This window comes from Micromonospora sp. NPDC047465, assembly GCF_040643125.1.
In the GTDB taxonomy this organism is placed as follows: Bacteria; Actinomycetota; Actinomycetes; order Mycobacteriales; family Micromonosporaceae; genus Micromonospora.
Map to the genome: position 1 here is coordinate 86,018 of NZ_JBEYTP010000011.1, position 19,106 is coordinate 105,123.

Annotated in this window: 16 protein-coding genes and 1 pseudogene; 7 read left to right on the top strand and 10 right to left on the bottom strand. The window is 74.9% G+C overall.

Going from position 1 to position 19,106, the window contains the following annotated elements:
* Positions 1-6 precede the first annotated feature (6 nt).
* Entirely contained in the window at positions 7-477 is a 471-nt protein-coding gene (locus ABZ793_RS13250) for a hypothetical protein (RefSeq protein ID WP_357456439.1), read from the top strand.
* Between the two features lie 32 nt (positions 478-509).
* The gene (locus ABZ793_RS13255) at positions 510-2,018 is read left to right on the top strand and encodes a serine/threonine-protein kinase (RefSeq protein ID WP_357456442.1); all 1,509 of its coding nucleotides are present in this window, start codon (positions 510-512) and stop codon (positions 2,016-2,018) included.
* Here the strand turns inward: ABZ793_RS13255 and ABZ793_RS13260 are convergent.
* Positions 1,995-2,339, bottom strand: a complete 345-nt coding sequence (locus ABZ793_RS13260; RefSeq protein WP_357456445.1) for a hypothetical protein — start codon at positions 2,337-2,339, stop codon at positions 1,995-1,997. The genes ABZ793_RS13255 and ABZ793_RS13260 overlap by 24 nt on opposite strands.
* 59 nt (positions 2,340-2,398) lie before the next feature.
* Between ABZ793_RS13260 and ABZ793_RS13265 the strand changes: the two genes are divergently transcribed.
* The gene (locus ABZ793_RS13265; RefSeq protein WP_357456448.1) at positions 2,399-2,878 is read left to right on the top strand and encodes a hypothetical protein; all 480 of its coding nucleotides are present in this window, start codon (positions 2,399-2,401) and stop codon (positions 2,876-2,878) included.
* A 251-nt stretch (positions 2,879-3,129) separates the two neighbouring features.
* Positions 3,130-4,935 carry an alpha/beta hydrolase gene (locus tag ABZ793_RS13270; protein WP_357456451.1) on the top strand — a complete coding sequence of 602 codons (1,806 nt, stop codon included), beginning with the start codon at positions 3,130-3,132 and terminating at the stop codon, positions 4,933-4,935.
* 52 nt (positions 4,936-4,987) lie between these two features.
* On the opposite strand, the gene ABZ793_RS13275 is transcribed toward ABZ793_RS13270, so the two are convergent.
* The 9 genes and pseudogenes from ABZ793_RS13275 to ABZ793_RS13315 form a co-directional block, all read right to left on the bottom strand.
* Entirely contained in the window at positions 4,988-6,178 is a 1,191-nt protein-coding gene (locus ABZ793_RS13275; RefSeq protein WP_357456454.1) for an acyl-CoA dehydrogenase family protein, read from the bottom strand.
* Between the two features lie 16 nt (positions 6,179-6,194).
* Complete coding sequence (locus ABZ793_RS13280; RefSeq protein WP_357456457.1) at positions 6,195-8,162, bottom strand: biotin carboxylase N-terminal domain-containing protein; 1,968 nt, start codon at positions 8,160-8,162, stop codon at positions 6,195-6,197.
* Between the two features lie 71 nt (positions 8,163-8,233).
* Positions 8,234-9,835 (bottom strand): carboxyl transferase domain-containing protein, encoded by a 1,602-nt coding sequence (locus tag ABZ793_RS13285; RefSeq protein ID WP_357456460.1) that lies wholly within the window; start codon positions 9,833-9,835, stop codon positions 8,234-8,236.
* A 173-nt stretch (positions 9,836-10,008) separates the two neighbouring features.
* Complete coding sequence (locus ABZ793_RS13290) at positions 10,009-11,148, bottom strand: acyl-CoA dehydrogenase family protein (protein WP_357456463.1); 1,140 nt, start codon at positions 11,146-11,148, stop codon at positions 10,009-10,011.
* Entirely contained in the window at positions 11,145-12,923 is a 1,779-nt protein-coding gene (locus ABZ793_RS13295) for an acyclic terpene utilization AtuA family protein (protein WP_357456467.1), read from the bottom strand. The genes ABZ793_RS13290 and ABZ793_RS13295 overlap by 4 nt, the downstream gene beginning before the upstream one ends.
* Before the next feature lie 128 nt (positions 12,924-13,051).
* Positions 13,052-13,816: pseudogene (locus ABZ793_RS13300) on the bottom strand (TIGR03084 family metal-binding protein); the annotation flags it as partial.
* A gap of 38 nt (positions 13,817-13,854) precedes the next feature.
* Positions 13,855-14,460: a TetR/AcrR family transcriptional regulator gene (locus tag ABZ793_RS13305; protein WP_357456470.1), complete on the bottom strand. Its 606-nt coding sequence runs from the start codon at positions 14,458-14,460 to the stop codon at positions 13,855-13,857.
* A gap of 68 nt (positions 14,461-14,528) precedes the next feature.
* The gene (locus ABZ793_RS13310) at positions 14,529-15,272 is read right to left on the bottom strand and encodes a metallophosphoesterase family protein (RefSeq protein WP_357456473.1); all 744 of its coding nucleotides are present in this window, start codon (positions 15,270-15,272) and stop codon (positions 14,529-14,531) included.
* A 212-nt stretch (positions 15,273-15,484) separates the two neighbouring features.
* Positions 15,485-16,162 (bottom strand): Crp/Fnr family transcriptional regulator, encoded by a 678-nt coding sequence (locus ABZ793_RS13315; RefSeq protein WP_089003062.1) that lies wholly within the window; start codon positions 16,160-16,162, stop codon positions 15,485-15,487.
* Positions 16,163-16,379: 217 nt separating this feature from the next.
* On the opposite strand from ABZ793_RS13315, the gene ABZ793_RS13320 reads away from it, so the two are divergent.
* The 3 genes from ABZ793_RS13320 to nth are packed head-to-tail and all read left to right on the top strand — an operon-like array spanning position 16,380 to position 19,102.
* Entirely contained in the window at positions 16,380-17,042 is a 663-nt protein-coding gene (locus tag ABZ793_RS13320; protein WP_357456476.1) for an adenosylcobinamide amidohydrolase, read from the top strand.
* 56 nt (positions 17,043-17,098) lie between these two features.
* Positions 17,099-18,253 (top strand): CapA family protein, encoded by a 1,155-nt coding sequence (locus tag ABZ793_RS13325; RefSeq protein WP_357456479.1) that lies wholly within the window; start codon positions 17,099-17,101, stop codon positions 18,251-18,253.
* Positions 18,254-18,313: 60 nt separating this feature from the next.
* A complete protein-coding gene (nth, locus tag ABZ793_RS13330; RefSeq protein ID WP_357456483.1) occupies positions 18,314-19,102 on the top strand; it encodes an endonuclease III in 789 nt (262 codons plus the stop codon).
* Positions 19,103-19,106 lie beyond the last annotated feature (4 nt).

Below are 19,106 nucleotides of genomic sequence, written 5' to 3' on the forward strand. Positions count from 1 at the left end.
GCCGGGATGAGGTTGCCGCGTTCGGCCGCGGGATGGACGATCGCGGTCTTCGGCGTGCTGGCCCTGCTCATGGGCGTGGTCGGGCTGCTCTGGCCCGAGGCGCTGCTGCGCCTGCTCGGCTTCGAGGTGCCGGCGACCCGCGCGGCCGGCGACCACACCGGCACCTTCCTGCTGGCGTCCTCGATGGCCTCGTTCAACATGGGGGTCTACTACCTGCTCGCCACCGCGACCGAGTGGCGCCCGTTCTACCGCTTCACGGTGGTGTTCCGGCTGGTCACGTTCACCGTGTTCACCATCGCGGTGCTGGCGGACATCGCGCCCGGCCGGTTCTTCGGGGTGGCCGCCTGGGAGGGCCTCGGCGCGGTGGCGACCGCCGCCGGGCTCTGGTGGGACGCACGGCGCGCGGGCCCGGTGGCCGGCGGGGGTGGGAGCGGTCTTTCCGCTGGTGCCGCCCCGGCCCCCGACGCGGTGCACTGAGCAGCCCGTCCGGTTGGGTATTTTCTAGAACTGTGACCGCGACCCCGCCCGGTGCCCTGCCGTTGCCCGTTGTGCCCGGTCTGACTGATTTGAGGGTCTTCGCCCGGGGAGGCTACGCGACCATCTACAAGGCGACCCAGATCTCGGTGGGGCGTGAGGTCGCGGTCAAGGTGGAGAATCGCACCCTGGACAGCGAACGGGACCAGGCCCGGTTCCTACGCGAGGCGCGGGCCGCCGGGCGGATGTCGTCCCACCCGCACGTGGTGGACCTCTTCGACGTCGGGGTCACGGTCGACCAGCACCCCTACCTGATCATGGAACTCTGCGACGGCTCGTACGCGGAGCGGATGCGGACCTCGCCGCTCGGGCCGGCCGAGGCCCGCGACCTCGGCGTCAAGATCGCCGACGCGGTCGCCCACTCGCACGCGGCCGGCGTGCTGCACCGCGACGTCAAGCCGGCGAACATCCTCTACTCGCACTTCAACCCGGCGGTGCTGGCCGACTTCGGGCTGGCCGTGGTGGCCGAGATGCGTGACGCCTCGGTCGCCCTGGAGGTGCTCACCCCGGCGTACGCGCCGCCGGAGATGTTCAACCACGCGCCGCCGTCTCCCGCCGTCGACGTCTACGCCCTCTGCGCGACCCTCTACGCGGTCATGCACGGACGCCCGCCGCGCTGGCAGTCCGAGCGCAATCCCAGCCTGGTGACGGTGCTGGAGATGTTCCACCAGCCGGTGCCCGGCCTGCCCGGCGTGCCGGACGAGCTGATCGACGTGCTCCGGGTCGGCATGTCCAACGACCCGGGGGAGCGCCCGTCGGCCGTCGAGCTGCGCGACCTGCTGGTCGGCCTGCCGCTCGACCCGACCGGCCCGCCGGCCGGCGGCGCGCCCGCGCCGGGCTTCCCGGTCAGCGGCGGTCCCGCCGCCTCCGGCCCGTACGCCGCCGGCCGCACGACCCGGCCCGCGCCCCGGCCGCCGGTGGAGGACATGCACCCGACGGTGCCCACCTCCGACCGGCGGCGCCGGCGGCGCTGGTTCCTCGGCGGCGCCGGGATGGTCGCGCTGGCCGCCTCGGCCAGCGCCGGCGCCTGGCTCGCCGGCCCGGCGTCCACCCCGGTCCCGTCCCCGACGGCCGACGTGGCCGCGACGAGCGGGCTGCTGCCCGCCTGCGCCGCGGCCACCGGGTTGCCCGACGGGGCGGGCTGCGCCGACGAGCTGGAGTGCTTCGGGCCGATGGAGGTGCGCGGCGCGCGGGCCAGGGCGGCCCGGGTGCCCTGCGACGGCGACCACACCTGGGAGAGCTACGCCGAGGGCAGGCTCCCCGACACCCTGGTCGGCGCGGACCACATCCGGGTCAGCGAGGCCCCGGCGGTGCGCCGGGTCTGCAACGAGACCACCTTCCGGCTCACCAGCGGGATGGGCCACGCCGACGGCTGGAACCTGGAGGTGCTGCCCCCGACGGGGGTCGACGCCGACCGGACGTACCGCTGCCTGGCCGGGCGCGGGCTGGACGCGCTCGCGTCACCCACCCTCACCGGTCGCTGAGCCGCGCCCCCGGTGGCGCTCCCGCATCGCGCGGACCGCCTCCCGGCCGTCCAGCGTCTCCAGCGTGTCGGCGTCGATGCCGTACAGGCCGCCCGCCGGCTGCCCCGGGACGGTCGGCGTGACCGCCGCTCGCCGCCCGCCCTCCTGGCGGGCCGCCGCCACCGACACCGCCGCGATCATCACCATCAGGACGCAGAGCAGCGCCAGGACCACTCCGAGGAGATCCTGACGTCCGCGCACGACCAGCGTAGCCAGCAGCGAGACCGCCGCCAGCGCCGCGACGACCGCCTTCGTCCGCGCGTCGGGCCTGGGAAACCTCACCCGTCCAGCATGTCCACCCGGGGGCCGCTGTCAACCGGAGGCGCGCCAGCGTTGGTGCGATGATCTCCGAGGCAGGTCGTTTCCCGGAGAGAGGAGCGCCGGTGTCCCGGTTCTGCCGGATCGTCGCCGCCGTGCTGGTGTCGGGCGCGTTGGCCGCCTGCGGGTCCGACCGTCCACCCGAGACGGTGACCGCGCCGACGCCGACCGCCGGGGGCGCCACCGCGTCCGGGGCGTCGTCGTCCCCCGGCGGCGGGGGGTTCGCCACGGTGGACCAGGCGGTGGCCCGCTACCTCTCGGCCGCCTCCGGGGCCCGCTACGTGGGGCAGTGCGCGCAGGCGGAACCCGACCCGGACGCGGTCTGTGCGATCAAGATGGCCACTGTGGACGGCGGCGACGTCTACGGCGTGGGAGCCCCGTCCAGCGAGGTCGTCGGCTTCCTGCTGCTTCGCGAGGGACCCGACGGCTGGCGGGTGGTGGACGACCACGTGCCGGGCGAGCCGGACGAGTCCACGCCCGCCTGGATGGCCGGCCTCGACTAGCCGGGACCTGCCGGGCGGCTGGGCCAGGTGCGGCCGGGCCCGCCGGTGCGGCCGGGCCCGGTCCGTGGGAGTTGTGGCCGTCCGCCGGGTCGGGCAAGAACGGCGTCGGTCGTCGGGAACTCGTTACACCGGTTCGAAGGATTGTCGGATATGTGGCCCCTCTTCGGGCGGTATTCATTGCCCGCGATCCCTAGAGTGCGAAGGGTCGGGCCTCGCCCCGACCTGTCCTGTCGTCCACCGGAAGGGTCCACATGCCACGACGAACCCGGTCCCTCGCCGCCGCCGGTATCGCCGGCGTCATCCTCGCCGGATCGGCGGTCGCGCCCGCCGCCGCCGCACCGTCCCCGACCGGCTGGGGTCGCCCAGCCACGTCCGACCGGACCAGCCCCGAGGAGGCACGCCGGGTCGACCGGGTGCCCACGCCCGACCTGGACTGGTACGCCTGCTACGACTACGCCGAGTGCGCCACCGTCCGGCTCCCGTTGGACTACGACAGGCCGAACGGCCCGACGACCGAGATCGCCGTGCTGCGGGTGAAGGCCCGCGACCAGCAGCGCAGGATCGGCAGCCTCTTCCTGAACCCGGGCGGCCCCGGCGGCTCCGGCACCGCCGTCGCGCTCGCCGCGCCGTACTTCCTCGGTGACGAGGTGCTCGACCGGTTCGACATCGTCGGCGTGGATCCGCGCGGCGTCGGCGCGAGCCAGCAGGTCAGGTGCTTCCCGTCGGTCAAGGAGCAGACCCGGGCGTACGCCGGGCTCAACGTGGCGTTCCCGTGGACGAGGGCCGAGGAGAAGGCGTACGTCGCGTCGTCGAAGGCCGTCGGGAAGGGCTGCTCCAGCACGGGCCGGCCGCTCACCGGCGCGATGTCGACCGCCGAGGTCGCCCGGGACATGGACGTGCTGCGCCGCGCCGTCGGCGACCCGAAGCTCACCTACCTCGGCTTCAGCTACGGCAGCGCGCTCGGCCAGTACTACGCCAACATGTTCCCGGACCGGGTCCGTGCCCTGGCCATCGACGGGGTGCTCGACGCGGATGCCTGGGTCGGCCGGGGCAGGGCGCGCACACTGTCCCAGGAGGACCGGCTGCGCAGCGCGCAGGGCGCGTACAAGGCGCTGCGGGAGATCCTGGTGCGCTGCGACAGGGCCGGCGCCGAGGTCTGCCCGCTGGCCCAGGGCGACCCCCTCGCGTCGTTCGAGCTGGTGGCGCAGCGGCTGCGGGCCAAGCCGCTGGTGATCGAGGATCCCGACCTGGGCCTCGTCCGCGTCAGCTACGCCGACTTCGTCTCCGCCACCCTGGGCGCGCTCTACAGCCCCGCCGGCTACGACCAGGTCGTCGGCCTCACCGCCGAGCTGCTGGTGCTCACCGACCCGGCGTCGGGCGTCACCGCCCGCCAGCAGGCGCACGCCGACGTGGTCCGGCGCGCCGCCACGGCCCGCGAGCAGGCCCGCCGGTACGACTTCCCATACGACAACGGGCTGGAGACGTTCCTCGGGGTGGACTGCACCGACGCCTACCACCCGGCGGACGCCGCCTCGTTCCCGGCGCTGGCGGCGAAGGCCGACAAGCGGGACCCGTACTTCGGCCGGCTGTGGACCTGGGGCAGCTCGCCCTGCGCCCGGAAGACGTGGACGGTGCGGGACGAGGACGCCTACACGGGCCCGTTCAACCGGCGCACCGCCGCGCCGGTGCTGGTGGTCGGCAACTACTGGGACCCGTCGACCAACTACCGGGGCGCGGTTGGCGCGGCCAGGCTGTTGCCGAACAGCCGCCTGCTGAGCAGCGACAGCTGGGGGCACACCGCGTACGGGACCTCGGCCTGCGTGACCGGCGCGGTGGACGCCTACCTGGTCCGGGGCACCCTGCCGGCGAAGGGCACGGTCTGCACGGGCGACGTCCAGCCGTTCGCCGAGCTGCCCGGGAACCCGGGGGCGACGCGGCGGGCGGAGTCGTCGAAGAGTGCCCTCGCGGCCGAGGGCGCGCCGGGCCGGGGCGAGCCGAAGCGGCTCCCGCCGGTGGTCGCGCCGCTGCCGGCGGTCGGTTCGCTGACCATCCGCTGAGGACCCGGGGTACGGCGGGCGATCGGGCGCCCGCCGTACCCCGGCCCCACCGTCAGTACGACTTGTCCTGACCGAGGACGTGCTGGGCGACGAAGTTGAGGATCATCTCCCGGCTGACCGGGGCGATCCGGCCGGCCCGCACCGCGCCGAGCAGCGTCGCCACCCCGTACTCGGTGGTCATGCCGGCCCCGCCGTGCACCTGGACGGCGGTGTCGACGGCCAGCGCCGCCGCCTCCCCGGCCGCGTACTTGGCCATGTTGCCGGCCACCCCGGCCTCCAGGTCCCGGCCGGCGTCGTAGAGGGCGGCCGCCTTGTGGACCATCAGCCGGGCCAGCTCGACCTGCACGGCCGCGTGTGCCAACGGGTGCGCGACGCCCTGGTGCGAGCCGATGCTCCGGCCGCCCCAGACCTTGCGGGCGGCGGTGTACTCCGAGGCCCGCTCGATGGCGTACCGGCCGGTGCCGACGCCCATCGCGGCGACCGTGATCCGCTCCGGGTTGAGCCCGGCGAACAACGCCGGCAGGCCGGCGTCCAGGGACTCGCCGACCAGCGCGTCGGCGGGCACCCGCACGTCGTCGAGGTAGAGCAGGAACTGGTTCTCCGGGGACACGATCTCCATGTCCAGCTTGGACCGGGTCAGCCCCGGCGCGTCGGTCGGCACCATGAACAGCGCCGGCTTCAGTTTCTGCGGAGCCGCGTCCCCCGCGCCGGCTTGGCCGTCTTCGACAGCGACCCGCGCCACCACCAGCACGTACGACGCCTCGTCGACGCCGGAGATGTAGCACTTGCGGCCGGAGACCAGCCAGTCGTCGCCGTCGCGGCGGGCCACCGTGCCCAGCCGGTGGAAGTTCGACCCGGCCTCCGGCTCGGTGATCGCGAAGACCACCTTCAGCGAGCCGTCGGCGAAGCCGGGCAGGTAGCGCTTGCGCTGCTCCTCGGTGCCGTGCCTGGTGAGCACCGTGGCGGCGATGGCGGGGGAGACCACGAGCAGCAGCAGCGGGCAGCCGGCCGCCGCCAGCTCCTCGCAGACGATGGCCAGCTCGGTGATCCCGCCCCCGCCGCCGCCGTACTCGGTGGGGACGTTGACCCCCAGGTAGCCCAGCCGGCCGGCCTCGTCCCACAGCTCGGTGGTGTGCTGGCCGGCCTTGGCCCGGGTGACGAAGTAGTCGTGGCCGTACCGCCGGCCCAGCGCGCGGACCGCGTCGCGGAGCTGGTCCTGCTCGGGGGTGAGGTCGAAGTTCATCGCGGGGCCTCCAGGATCACTCGGGGTCGACCACGGCCAGCACGGTGCCCGTGTCGACCTGCCCGCCGGCGGGCACCGGCAGTTCGGCGACCACACCGCCGGCCGGGGCGAGCACGGGATGTTCGAGCTTCATCGCTTCCAGGGTCAGCAGCAGGTCGCCGGCCGCCACCCGCTGGCCGACCTCGACGTGCACCCGGGTCACCGCGCCGGGCAGCGGCGCGACCAGCGACCCGGCCGCCAGCTCCGCGGTGGGCTCCGGGAAGCGCGGCAGCTCGGCCAGGCCCGCCGCCCCGTCCGGGCCGTCCACGAAGACCGCCGACCCCACCCGGTGTACGCGGTAGGCCCGCCGCACACCGTCGACCTCGAGCACCACCCGGTCGGGGGCGGCCTCGACCAGGCTGACCGGATGGTCGGTCGCGGGATCCGTGGACCACTCGGCGAGCGCGCCGGTACGGTCCAGCCGGTAGCGGACCTCGATCTCGCCGTCGCCGGGGCCGGCGAAGCGGGCGACCTGGGGAAACGCCGGCACGTTCCGCCAGCCGGAGGGGAGCCCGGCCAGCGTCGGCGCGGCAGCGCGGCGGCCGGCGGCACCCGCGAGGGCGGCGGCCAGCGCCGCGAGCGGCAGCCGGTCGGCCGGCAGCAGCGGGGCGAGGAACTCGGGGTGCCGGTCGAGGAAGCCGGTGTCGAACTCGGCGGCCTGGAAGTCGTCGCTGCGCAGCACCCGGACCAGCAGGTCCCGGTTGGTGGTGACGCCGTGCAGTTCGGCGCGGGCCAGTGCGCCCGCCAGCGCCCGGGTCGCCTCGGCCCGGGTCTGCCCCCAGGCGACCAGCTTGGCCAGCATCGAGTCGTAGTGGACGCCGACCGGCGAGCCGTCGACCACGCCGGAGTCGAGCCGCAGGCCCGGGCCGGGCAGCGGGCCGAACTCGGCGGACACCCCGGGCACCGCGAACCGGTGCAGGGTGCCGGTCGCCGGCCGCCAGCCCTGCGCCGGGTCCTCGGCGCAGAGGCGGACCTCGATCGCGTGGCCGCGGGTCGGCGGCGTCGCCGCCAGCGGCAGCGGCCCGCCCTCGGCGACGAGCAGTTGCAGGCGCACCAGGTCCAGCCCGGTGACCGCCTCGGTGACGGGGTGCTCGACCTGGAGCCGGGTGTTCATCTCCAGGAAGAAGAACTCCCCGGTCGGGGCGAGCAGGAACTCCACCGTGCCCGCGCCGACGTAGTCGACCGCCCGGCCGGCCGCGACCGCCGCCTCGTGCAGCCGCCGGCGCAGGTCCGTCGGGACGACCGCCGGGGCCTCCTCGACGATCTTCTGGTGCCGGCGCTGGATCGAGCACTCCCGCTCGCCGAGGGCGACGACCGTTCCGTGCGCGTCGCCGAAGATCTGCACCTCGACGTGCCGGCCCCGCTCGACGTACCGCTCGACGAAGACCGTGCCGTCGCCGAACGCCGCCGCCGCCTCGCGGCGCGCGGAGGCGACGGCCTCGGCCAACCCGGCGGCGTCGCGGACGACGCGCATGCCGCGCCCGCCGCCGCCGGCCGACGCCTTCACCAGCACCGGGAAGTCGGTGATCTCGTCGGCGTCGGTCCAGGTGGGCAGCATCGGCACGCCCGCCTCGGCGAGCAGCCCCTTCGCCGCCATCTTGTCGCCCATCGCGGCGATCGCCTTGGCCGGCGGGCCCACCCAGGTCAGCCCCGCGTCGGTGACCGCCGTGGCGAACTCGGCGTTCTCGGCGAGGAAGCCGTAGCCGGGGTGGACCGCGTCCGCGCCGGCCCGGCGGGCCGCGTCGAGGACCAGGTCGATCCGCAGGTACGTCTCGGCGGGCGTGTTCCCGGGCAGCCGGACGGCGTGGTCGGCCTCGGCGACGAACGGCGCGTCGGCGTCGGCGTCGGCGTGCACGGCCACCGTCCCGATGCCGAGCGCCCGGCAGGTGGCGAAGACCCGGCGGGCGATCTCGCCCCGGTTGGCCACGAGGAGTCGGGTGATCATTCGCGCGGTGCCTGCCTTTCGTTCGTGGCCGCGGGACTCCGCTCCGTCGCCTTCCTCACGCTCACGGGAGATCACATCCGGAAGACGCCGAAGCCGTCGGCGCCCCGCACCGGTGCGTTGTGGATCGCCGACAGGCAGAGCCCGAGGACGGTACGGGTGTCCCGGGGGTCGATCACCCCGTCGTCGTAGAGCCGGCCGGAGAGGAAGAGCGCGCCGGACTGGGACTCGATCTGCTGCTCGACCATCATCCGCATCGCGGCGTCGGAGTCCTCGTCGTAGTCGCGCCCCCGGGCGGCGGCGGCCTGCCGGGCCACGATGGACAGCACGCCGGCGAGCTGCGCCGGCCCCATCACCGCCGACTTGGCGTTCGGCCAGGTGAACAGGAACCGTGGCTCGTACGCCCGTCCGCACATGCCGTAGTTGCCGGCCCCGTAGGAGGCGCCGAGGTTGACCGTCAGGTGCGGCACGGTCGAGTTCGACACCGCGTTGATCATGAGCGCGCCGTGCTTGATGATGCCGCGCTGCTCGTACTCGGTGCCCACCATGTAGCCGGTGGTGTTCTGGAGGAAGACCAGCGGGGTGTCGGCGGCGTTGGCGAGCTGGATGAACTGCGCCGCCTTCTGCGCCTCCTCGCTGAACAGCACGCCCCGGGCGTTGGCCAGCACCCCGACGGGGTAGCCGTGCAGCTCGCCCCAGCCGGTCACCAGGGCGGTGCCGTAGGCCGGCTTGAACTCGTCGAACTCGCTGCCGTCGAGCACCCGCGCCAGCACCTCGCGCGGGTCGAACGGCACCTTCAGGTCGGCGCTGGCGATGCCGAGCAGCTCCTCCGGGCCATACCTGGGCGGCTGGGGAAACGGGTCGCGCGGCGGTGGCCCCTGCTTGCGCCAGTTGAGCCGGCGTACGCACTGCCGGGCCAGCCGGATGCCGTCCCGCTCGTCGGCGGCGAGGAAGTCGGCCAGCCCCGACGTGGTGGCGTGCATGGCCGCCCCGCCGAGGGACTCGTCGTCGGTGACCTCGCCGGTGGCCATCTTCACCAGCGGCGGCCCGGCCAGGTAGACCTGCGACCGGTCGCGGATCATGATCACGTGGTCGGACATCCCCGGCACGTACGCGCCCCCGGCGGTCGCGTTGCCGAAGACCACGCTGACCGTGGGGATCTTCGCCGCCGAGAGCCGGGTCAGGTCGCGGAACACCCGGCCGCCCGGGATGAAGATCTCCGCCTGGGTGGGCAGGTCGGCGCCGGCCGACTCGACCAGGTTCACCATCGGCAGCCGGTTGGCCAGGGCGATCTCGCCGGCCCGGCGGGTCTTCGCGAGGGACCACGGGTTCACCGCGCCGCCGCGTACGGTCGGGTCGTTCGCGACGACGAGGCACTCGACGCCCTCGACCACCCCGATGCCGGTCACCACGCTCGCCCCGACGGGGAAGTCGGTGCCGTACGCCGCCACCGGGGACAGCTCCAGGAACGGGCTGTCCCGGTCGAGCAGCAGCTCGATCCGTTCCCGGGGCAGCAGTTTGCCCCGCCGGTGGTGGCGGGTCACGTACTTCTCCCCGCCGCCGGCCCGGGCCTGGTCGAGGGCGGCCTCCAGCTCGGCGAGGCGCTCCAGCAGGGCCTCGCGGTTGGCTCGGTGGCCGGGCGAGGACGGGTCGACCGCGCTCCGCAGCGTCGTCACGGAGCCTTCTTCGTTCGTGACTGCGGGGCTCGCAAAGCCGGCTCACTCCTCGCACTCACGGAGCCTCCTTCGTTCGTGACCGCGGGGCTCGCAGACCCGGCTCACTCCTCGCACTCACGGAGCCTCCTTCGTTCGTGACCGCGGGGCTCGCAGACCCGGCTCACTCCTCGCACTCACAGGCCCATGCCCTTCGCGATGATCTCGTTCATGATCTCGGTGGTGCCGCCGCCGATGCCGAGGATCCGCGAGTCCCGGTAGTGCCGCTCCACCTCGGCGTCGCGCAGGTAGCCGTAGCCGCCGTGCAGTTGGAGCGCCTGGTCGACCACCTCGGCGCAGGCCGCCACGGCGACGTTCTTCGCCATTGCCACCTCGGTCACCACCGGCTCGCCGGCCGCCACCCGCGCCGCCACCTGGTGCACGTACGCCCGCGCCGCCTCGCTGCGGGTGTGCATCTCGGCCAGCCGGTGCCGGACGAGCTGCCGGCTCGCCAGGGGACGGCCGAACGTGGACCGGTCCCGGCACCAGCGGGCGGCCAGCTCGACGCAGCGCTGCGCGGTCGCGTACGCCTGGGTCGCCAGCGACAGCCGCTCGCTGGCGAAGTTCTGCATGATCGCCAGGAAGGCGGTGTCCTCGGGGCCGATCCGGTTGGCGACCGGCACCCGCACGTCCACGAAGGACAGCTCGGCCGTGTCCGAGCAGTGCCAGCCCAGCTTCTCCAGCCGCCGGCCCACGGTGAAGCCCGGGGTGCCCTTCTCGATCACGAGCAGGCTGAGCGAGCCGGATCCGGGGAAGTCGGTGCAGACGGCGGTGGTGACGAAGTCGGAGCGGACCCCGCTGGTGATGTAGGTCTTCGACCCGTTGACCACGTAGTGGTCGCCGTCCCGCCGCGCGCAGGTGCGGACGGCCGCCACGTCCGAGCCGCCGTCCGGCTCGGTGATCGCCAGCGCGCCGATCATCGTCCCGGCCAGCGTCGGCCGGACGTACCGGTCGATCAGCTCGCCGTCACCGGAGGCCACCATGTGCGGCAGCGCGATGCCGTGGGTGAACAGCGCGGCGACCAGCCCGGACGAGCCGCCGGAGCGGATCACCTCCTCGGTGACGATGATCGAGTCGAGCAGGTCGCCGCCGCTGCCGCCGACCGCCTCCGGGAAGCCGACGCCGAGCAGGCCGATTTTCGCGGCCGTCTCGTGCAGCGAGCGGGGCACCTCGCCGGCCCGCTCCCAGTCGTCGAGGTGCGGCAGCACCTCCCGCGTGACGAAGGCGCGGGTCAGCTCCCGGAGCTGCCGCCGTTCCGGGGTGTCGACGATGGTCACGGTTCCTCCCGGGTGGTGGTCGCGCCGGCCGCCCCGGGCGCGAGGTCCGCCGGCAGGTCGACGACCCGGGAGCGGAGCAGCTCGCCGAGCGCCTTGGCCTGCGGGTCGAACCGGGTGGAGGCGGCCACCCCCTGCCCGAGCAGCCCCCGGACGACGAAGTTGACCGCCCGCAGGTTCGGCAGCTCGTACCGCTCCACGGCCAGCGGGGCGGTCTCCGGCAGCAGCTCGCGCAGGCGGGCCTCGGTGAGCCAGCCGCGCAGCCACGACCACGTCGCGTCGGTGCGGGCCCAGACGCCGAGGTTGGCGTCGCCGCCCTTGTCGCCGGAGCGGGCCCCGACCAGCTCGCCGAGCGGCGCGCGCCGGGTCGGTCGGTCTGCCGGCGCGGCGGGCCGCCCCGGGTCGGCCCCGCGTCGGTCACCGGCCGCTGCCGGGTCGGTCGGCACGGGCGGGGGCGGGTCGGCGGCGGGTGCCGGTCGATCGGGCGCGCCGGCGGTGCGGGGCGGCGGCGGGACGGGCAGCCGCTCCCCGGAGGGCAGCACCGCGACGTGCGGCACCGCGTCCTGCGGCACGGTGTCGGCGGTGAACACCCCGTAGGGCGCCGCGTCGCCGGGCAGCGTGGTCAGCGTGCAGCCCGGGTAGGAGGCCAGGGCCAGTTCCACCGCGGCCGCCGAGAAGGCCCGCCCGGCCCGCGCCCGGTCGTCGTCCCGCAGGTGTACGTGCAGCAGCGCGCTGGCCGCCTCGGTGTCGGTGGCGTCGGGGTGGTCGGTGCGGGCCAGGGTGAACTCCAGCCCCTCCGTGCCGACCGCCTCCTCGACCTGGCCCCGGACCAGGGCCGCCTTGGCGGGGATGTCGAGCCCGCAGAGGACGAAGGTCATCGAGTTGCGGAAGCCGCCGAGATTGGTGACGCCCACCTTGAGGGCGTCCGGCGGCGGGGCGCCCCGGACCCCGCTCACCCGCACCCGGTCCGGCCCGGCGGCGCTCAGCTCGACCGTGTCGAGCCGGGCCACGACGTCCGGCCCGAGGTAGGCCGGCCCGCCGACCTCGTACAGCAGTTGGGCGGTGACGGTCTCCACGGTGACCGCGCCGCCGGTGCCGGAGTGCTTGGTGAGCACGCAGGAGCCGTCCGGGTGCAGCTCCGCGACCGGGAAGCCGGGGCGGTGCCCGCCGTCGGGCAGCTCGGTGAAGAAGCTGAAGTTCCCCCCGGTCACCTGCGCCCCGCACTCGACGAGGTGGCCGGCGACGGTCGCCCCGGCCAGCGCGTCCAGGTCGTTGCGCCCCCAGCCGAACCGGGCGATGGCCGGCCCGACCACCAGGGACGCGTCGGTGACCCGGCCCGTGACCACCACGTCGGCCCCGCCGTCCAGGCAGGCGGCGATGCCGTACGCCCCGAGGTAGGCGTTGGCCGTCAGCGCGTCCGCGCGCGGAAGGGCGTCGCCCTCGACGTGGCCGACGCGCACGGTCAGGCCGAGCCGGTCGGCGAGCGACCCGATCGCGGCGGCCAGGCCGGCCGGGTTCAGCCCGCCGGCGTTGGTGACGATCCGCACGCCCCGGTCCAGGGCGGTGCCGAGGCACCCCTCGAGCTGGCGGAGGAAGGTCTTCGCGTAGCCGAGGGACGGGTCGCGCAGCCGGTCCCGGCCGAGGATCAGCATGGTCAGCTCGGCCAGGTAGTCGCCGGTCAGCACGTCGAGTTCGCCGCCGTCGAGCATCTCCCGCCAGGCGCTGAACCGGTCGCCGTAGAAGCCGGAGGCGTTGCCGACGCGCAGCACGCCGCTCATGCCGGTACCCGGCCCGCGTCGGCCCTGCCCGTCCCCGCACCGGCCCCACCCGCCGCCGTGCCAGTGCCGGCCGCTTCGCCCGCGTCGGCCGCCGCTCCGGTCGCGCCGGCTGCGGCGGCCTGCGGCGGGCGGCCGGCGCCGGGCGGACCGGCGAAGGCCTGCGCGACGTCCAGCCACCCGTCGGCGACCGGTCCGGTCGCCGCCAGGGCCAGGTCGGCGCGGTGCCGTCGCTGGGTGACCAGCAGGCAGAAGTCGAGCGCCGGGCCGGTGACCCGGTCGGCGGCCTCGGCCGGCCCGTACGTCCAGGTGCCGCCGTCGGGCGCGGCCAGCTCGACCCGCACCGGCGCCGCCGGCACCGGCCGGCCGTGGGCGGCGAAGCTGTGCCCGAGAGTGCGGAAGCCGAGGTGCGCGACGTGCCGCAGCCGGGCCGTGGCGGGGCGGATGACGCCGAGCGCGTCGGCCACGTCCGCACCGTGCGCCCAGGTCTCCATGATCCGGGCGGTGGCCATCGAGGCGGGCGACATCCGGGTGCCGAACCAGGGCAGCTTCCCGCCCTCCGGTACGCCCGCCAGCGCGGCGGCGAGCGCGGTCCGGCCGGCACGCCAGCGGGGCAGCAGCTCGGTCGGCGGGGCGAGGAACTCCTCCGCGCCGGCGTCGACGAGCCGCGCCGGGTCGGGGGCGGCGGACACGGACGCGAAGAACGCCTCGGGGTCGGTGGCGGCGAGCAGCGCCACCTGGTCGGTCCAGGCGAGGTGGGCGATCTGGTGCCCGATGCCCCAGCCGGGCGCCGGGGTGGGCCGCGCCCAGTCGCCCGGCGACAGGCCGTCCACCAGGCCGTCCAGCTGCTCGGCCTCGTCGGCCAGATCCGCGAGCAGGGCCTTCAGGTCGACCATGGTGCCTCCGGTGCGGGACGGGCCGGTCAGGGCGGCGGTCAGGGCGCGAGCAGGGCGGCGAGCTGGCGCTTCCAGGTGTGCAGCAGGGCGGTGCGGCGGGACGAGTCGTCGCTGAGCAGGTTGGCCACGCCCAGTCCGCGGAGCAGGTCCAGCGTCGCCTGCACCGCCTCGCGTACGCCCGGGCGGCGCTCGTCCACGTCGAGCAGCGCGACGGTGAGCCGGTGCATCTCGCGGCCGACCCGGGCCTCCAGCGGCACCAGGGCCTCGCGCAGCGCCCGGTCGGTGCGCGCGGCGACCCACAGCTCGAGGGCGGCGACGAAGAGCGGGCCGGTGAAGGCCGCGCCGAGCAGGTCGATCACCCGGTCGAGGCGCTGCGGGCCGGGCGGCAGCGCCTCGGCCTCGGTGCGCAGCTCCTCGGCCCGGCGTTCGGTCAGGTGCGCGACGGCGGCGGTGACCAGCGCGGCCTTGGTGGGGTAGTGGTGGAGCTGGGCGCCGCGCGAGACGCCGGCGCGGGCCGCGACGACGGTGGTGGTGGTGCCGGCCCAACCGTGCTCCACCAGGCACTCGACGGTCGCCTCCAGCAGCCGGGTCCGGGTGGCGCGGCTGCGCTCCTGTTGAGGGACGCGGGTCGATGCGGTGGGCACGGGGACAGCGTGCCGCCACCGAAACAAACAGTCAAGACTGACTTTTTGCGGGTCGGCCGGCTGCCGGCTCAGCGGCCGTCGCGGGGGGCGAACACCGCGAGCGCGTCGGCGTCGCAGTGCCGGGAGCGCAGGTACTCGTCCGCCCACTCGGCGGCGTCGGGGAAGCCCGACTCGGCGGCCACGCGGGCGCAGGCGGCGTCCACGTCGAAACGGGTGCGGCGCAGGTGCACCCCGGGCCCGAGCAGCGCCCAGAAGGCGCCGGGGCCGCCGTAGGGCATCCCGACGCTGCCCGGGTTGACGATCAGCCGCCGGTCGGCCAGCCGGGTGAACGGCATGTGGGTGTGGCCGCAGACCACCGTCCCCACCTCGGTCGGCACCCCGGCGAGCACCTCCGCCCAGCGCTCCATCCGGGAGTCGACGAGCACGACCTCCTCGTCGTCGCGGGGCGTGGCGTGGCAGAAGAGCACCGGACCCAGGCCGGCGACCTCCAGGGTCACCGTCATCGGCAACGCCGCCAGCCGGGCGAGGTGGTCGGCGCGGAGCTGCTCGGCGGCCCAGTTCGAGACGTCGATCGGTGACTTGCGGCCCGCGCGCGCCTCGACCAGTTCGCGGTCGGCGTTGCCGCGCACCCAGCAGACCCGGTCGCCGAGGCCGGCGAGCACGTCGAGCACCTCGACCGGTTGCGGTCCGGCGGCGATGTCGCCGGTGAGCACGATCAGGTCGGCGGCGGCGACGTCCGGCTCGGCCAGCACGGCCTCCAGCGCGGGCAGCACCCCGTGGATGTCGGAGAGAACGGCGACCCGGTCCAGCATCGCTCCACCATGCCCACCGACCCGGCCGGAGTCCAGCGATTCTGCCCCCGGCAGACCGGCAGACCGGCAGACCGGCAGACCGGCAGCCGGGCAGACGAGCAGTCGGGGTTCCGGTGGCCGCGGGGGCCCGAACGCGAACCGGCCCGGCCGCGGGTGTGCGGTCCGGACCGGTGGTGCCGAGGCGGCCGGGGTGGACCCCGGCCCCGGTGGCGTCAGACGCGGGCGCGGCGGGCCAGGCGCTCCGGGTCGAGGATGATGATGCTCTTGCCGTCCAGGCGCAGCCACCCGCGCGAGGCGAAGTCGGCCAGCGCCTTGTTGACGGTCTCCCGGGAGGCGCCGACGAGCTGGGCGATCTCCTCCTGGGTGAGGTCGTGGGTCACCCGGAGCACGCCGCCGTCGCGGGTGCCGAAGCGGCCGGCCATCTGGAGCAGGTTCTTGGCGACGCGACCGGGCACGTCGGTGAAGATCAGGTCGGCCAGCGAGTCGTTCGTCCGCCGCAGCCGGCGGGCGAGCACCCGCAGCAGCTGCTCGGCGATCTCCGGCCGGTTGTTCAGCCACGGGCGCAGGGCCTGCTTGCGCAGCCGTACCAGCCGGGTGTCGGTGACCGCGGTGGCCGTCGCCGTACGCGGGCCGGGGTCGAAGAGCGACAGCTCGCCCACCATGTCCGACGGGCCCATCACGGCGATCAGGTTCTGCCGGCCGTCGGCCGCCCGGCGACCCACCTTGATCTTGCCGGACAGCAGGATGTAGAGACTGTCGCCGGGCTCGCCCTCGTTGAAGACGATCTCGCCCTTGCGGACCTCGAGCGTCTCCATCTCCTTGGCGAGCGCCTCGGCAGCCTCCGGGTCGACGCCCTGGAAGATCCCGCTGCGGGCCAGTACCTCGTCCATCGCGCACCTCCACCTGCGCGTGCCGTCCGTCGGCCGGGTCCGCCGTCCGCTGATCCCTCGCGCGTCGCCAGTCTAGGCGCACGTGAGCTGGAATCAGAGGTGCACCCCTGGAATCTTGATCGTTGGGCGTAACCCGCCCGACGTGATCAAGCAGTAAGATCGCGTGCCCGTCCCGGGCGCCGGCGGGCCGGCGGGCGCCGGGTCGTAGGGTCACCGCGTGCTGAGCGAACCCGTGCTGACCGCCCGTCGGGAGGACGGTCGGGACGTCCCGCTGCTGGTCTGGCGCGCCGACCGCCCGCTGCGCGCGGTGAGTTCCGCGCCGCTGGGCGGCGGGATCGGCGTCCGGCGCTGGGTCGTCAACGCGACCGTACCCATGTCGTACGACCGGGACGACCCGGCCGGCCACCTGGCCGGACTGGCCGACGGGCTCGACCTCGACGGGCCCGGGGTGGGCCTGCTGACCGGGGTGGACGTCGCCGAGGTGGTCGCCCGGACGGACACCGGGGTGCGGGTCTGGGCCACCGTCGGCCTGGGCACCCCGGTATGGGCGGCCGAGCCCGCCCCGGCGGCGCCCGGCCAGCGGGTCGGCACGGTCAACATCGTGGTGTACGTCCCGGCCCGGCTCGGCGACGCCGCCCTGGTCAACGCGGTGGCGACCGCCACCGAGGCGAAGGCGCAGGCGATCGCGGAGCTGGGGGTGCCGGGCACCGGCACCCCCACCGACGCCGTCACCGTGCTCTGCCCGCTCGACGGCCCGGAGTCGGCGTACGGCGGACCGCGCTCCACCTGGGGAGCCCCGCTGGCCCGGGCCGTGTACGCCGCCGTGACGGCCGGCGGGGCGGGCACCGTGGTCCCGTGGTCCGATCGGCCGACTGGCTGAACATCCGTCCGATCGGGTCTCGTCCCGGCGTTGCCTACCCGATAGGGTCGCGCTCGATGTACGCTGCCGCCTCCCCTCCGCCCCGCCGGGTCGCGCTCGCCCTGGGCGCGCTGCTCACCGTCCTGCTCGCCGCCGGCTGCGGCCAGCCCGGGTCCGGGGGTGACCCCGTCTGGCAGCCCGGCGCGGGTGCCGGCGGCACCGGCGCCCCGGTCCGGTCCGGCCAGCCCGCGAAGCCCGCAGAGCAGGCGATCTCGCTCTCCGCGACCGGCGACATCATCATGGGCAACGCGCCGAACCGGCTGCCTGCCAACGGCGGCAAGGGCTTCTTCGACTCGGTCGAGAAGGCGCTCGCCGCCGACCTGGTGATGGGCAACCTGGAGGAGCCGCTGACCGTCGACACCGGCACCGGCAAGTGCGGCCCGAACTCGACCCGCTGCTTCCAGTTCCGTGCCCCGCCGGACTACGCGGCGCACCTGCGCGACGCCGGCTTCGACCTGCTCAACCAGGCCAACAACCACGGCTACGACTACGGCCCGAAGGGCTACGAGAACACCCAGAAGGCGCTGGAGAAGTACGATCTCGCGCACACCGGGGCGCCCGACCAGATCACCGTGGTCGACGTCAAGGGGGTCAAGGTCGCGGTCGCCGGCTTCTCGTCGTACGTCTGGTCCAACAGCCTCGTCGACATCGCCGAGGCGAAGCAGGTGATCGCCAAGGCGGCCGGTCAGGCCGACGTGGTCGTGGTGCAGGTGCACATGGGCGGCGAGGGAGCCGACAAGACCCGGGTGCGGCCGGGCACCGAGATGTTCCTCGGCGAGAACCGGGGCGACCCCGTCAAGTTCTCCAAGGCGATGATCGACGCCGGGGCGGACCTGATCGTCGGGCACGGCCCGCACGTGCTGCGTGGCATGGAGTTCTACAAGGGCCGGCTGATCGCGTACAGCCTGGGCAACTTCGCCGGCGGGGGCAACTCGCTGAGCAACACCGGCCGGCTCGGCTGGGGCGGGGTGCTCAAGGTGTCGCTGAAGCCGGACGGCAGCTGGGCCGGGGGCTCGTTCGTCTCGACGTACATGAACTCCGCCGGCAAGCCGACGATGGACGGCGACGACCGCGGCCTGGGCCTCGTGAAGCAGCTCACCCGCAGCGACTTCCCGGAGACCGGCGCCCGGTTCGACGACTCCGGGGCGATCAGCCCGCCGCAGGGCGGCTGACCGGGCGGCGTGGCGCGTGGCCCCGGCGTCCGGTCACACCGGCGACGTAGGCTGGCCGGCGTGACCACCAGCTCCTCCGGCTTCACCGAGACCGACCTCGGGCGTACGCGCCGCGCCCGGCGGATCGGCCGGGCGCTGACCGAGACCCACCCCGACGCGCACTGTGAACTCGACCACTCCAGCCCCCTGGAGCTGGCCGTCGCGACGATCCTCTCCGCGCAGTGCACGGACAAGAAGGTCAACGAGGTCACCCCGAAGCTCTTCGCCCGTTACCCGACCGCCGCCGACTACGCCGGGGCGGACCGGACGGAGATGGAGGAGCTGATCCGGCCCACCGGCTTCTACCGCAACAAGACCGACTCCCTGATCAGGCTCGGCCAGGCCCTCGTCGAGCGGTACGACGGTCGGGTCCCCGGCAAGCTCGTCGACCTGGTGACGCTGCCCGGCGTCGGCCGCAAGACCGCCAACGTCATCCTCGGCAACGCCTTCGGTGTGCCCGGGATCACCGTCGACACCCACTTCGGGCGGCTGGTGCAGCGCTGGCGGCTGACCGCCGAGACCGACCCGGTGAAGATCGAGCACGCGATCGGGGCGCTCTTCCCCCGGCGGGACTGGACCATGCTGTCGCACCGGGTGATCTTCCACGGCCGGCGGGTCTGCCACGCCCGCAAGCCGGCCTGCGGCGCGTGCACGCTGGCGAAGCTCTGCCCGTCGTACGGCACCGGGCCGACCGAGCCGGCGGCGGCCGCGCGGCTGCTCAAGGGCCCCCGCGCCCGGGACCTGGCGGTGGCCGCGGGGGTCGACCCGGAGCTGGTGCCCGTCCAGGCCGTCGTGGCGGAGGCACCGTGAGCGC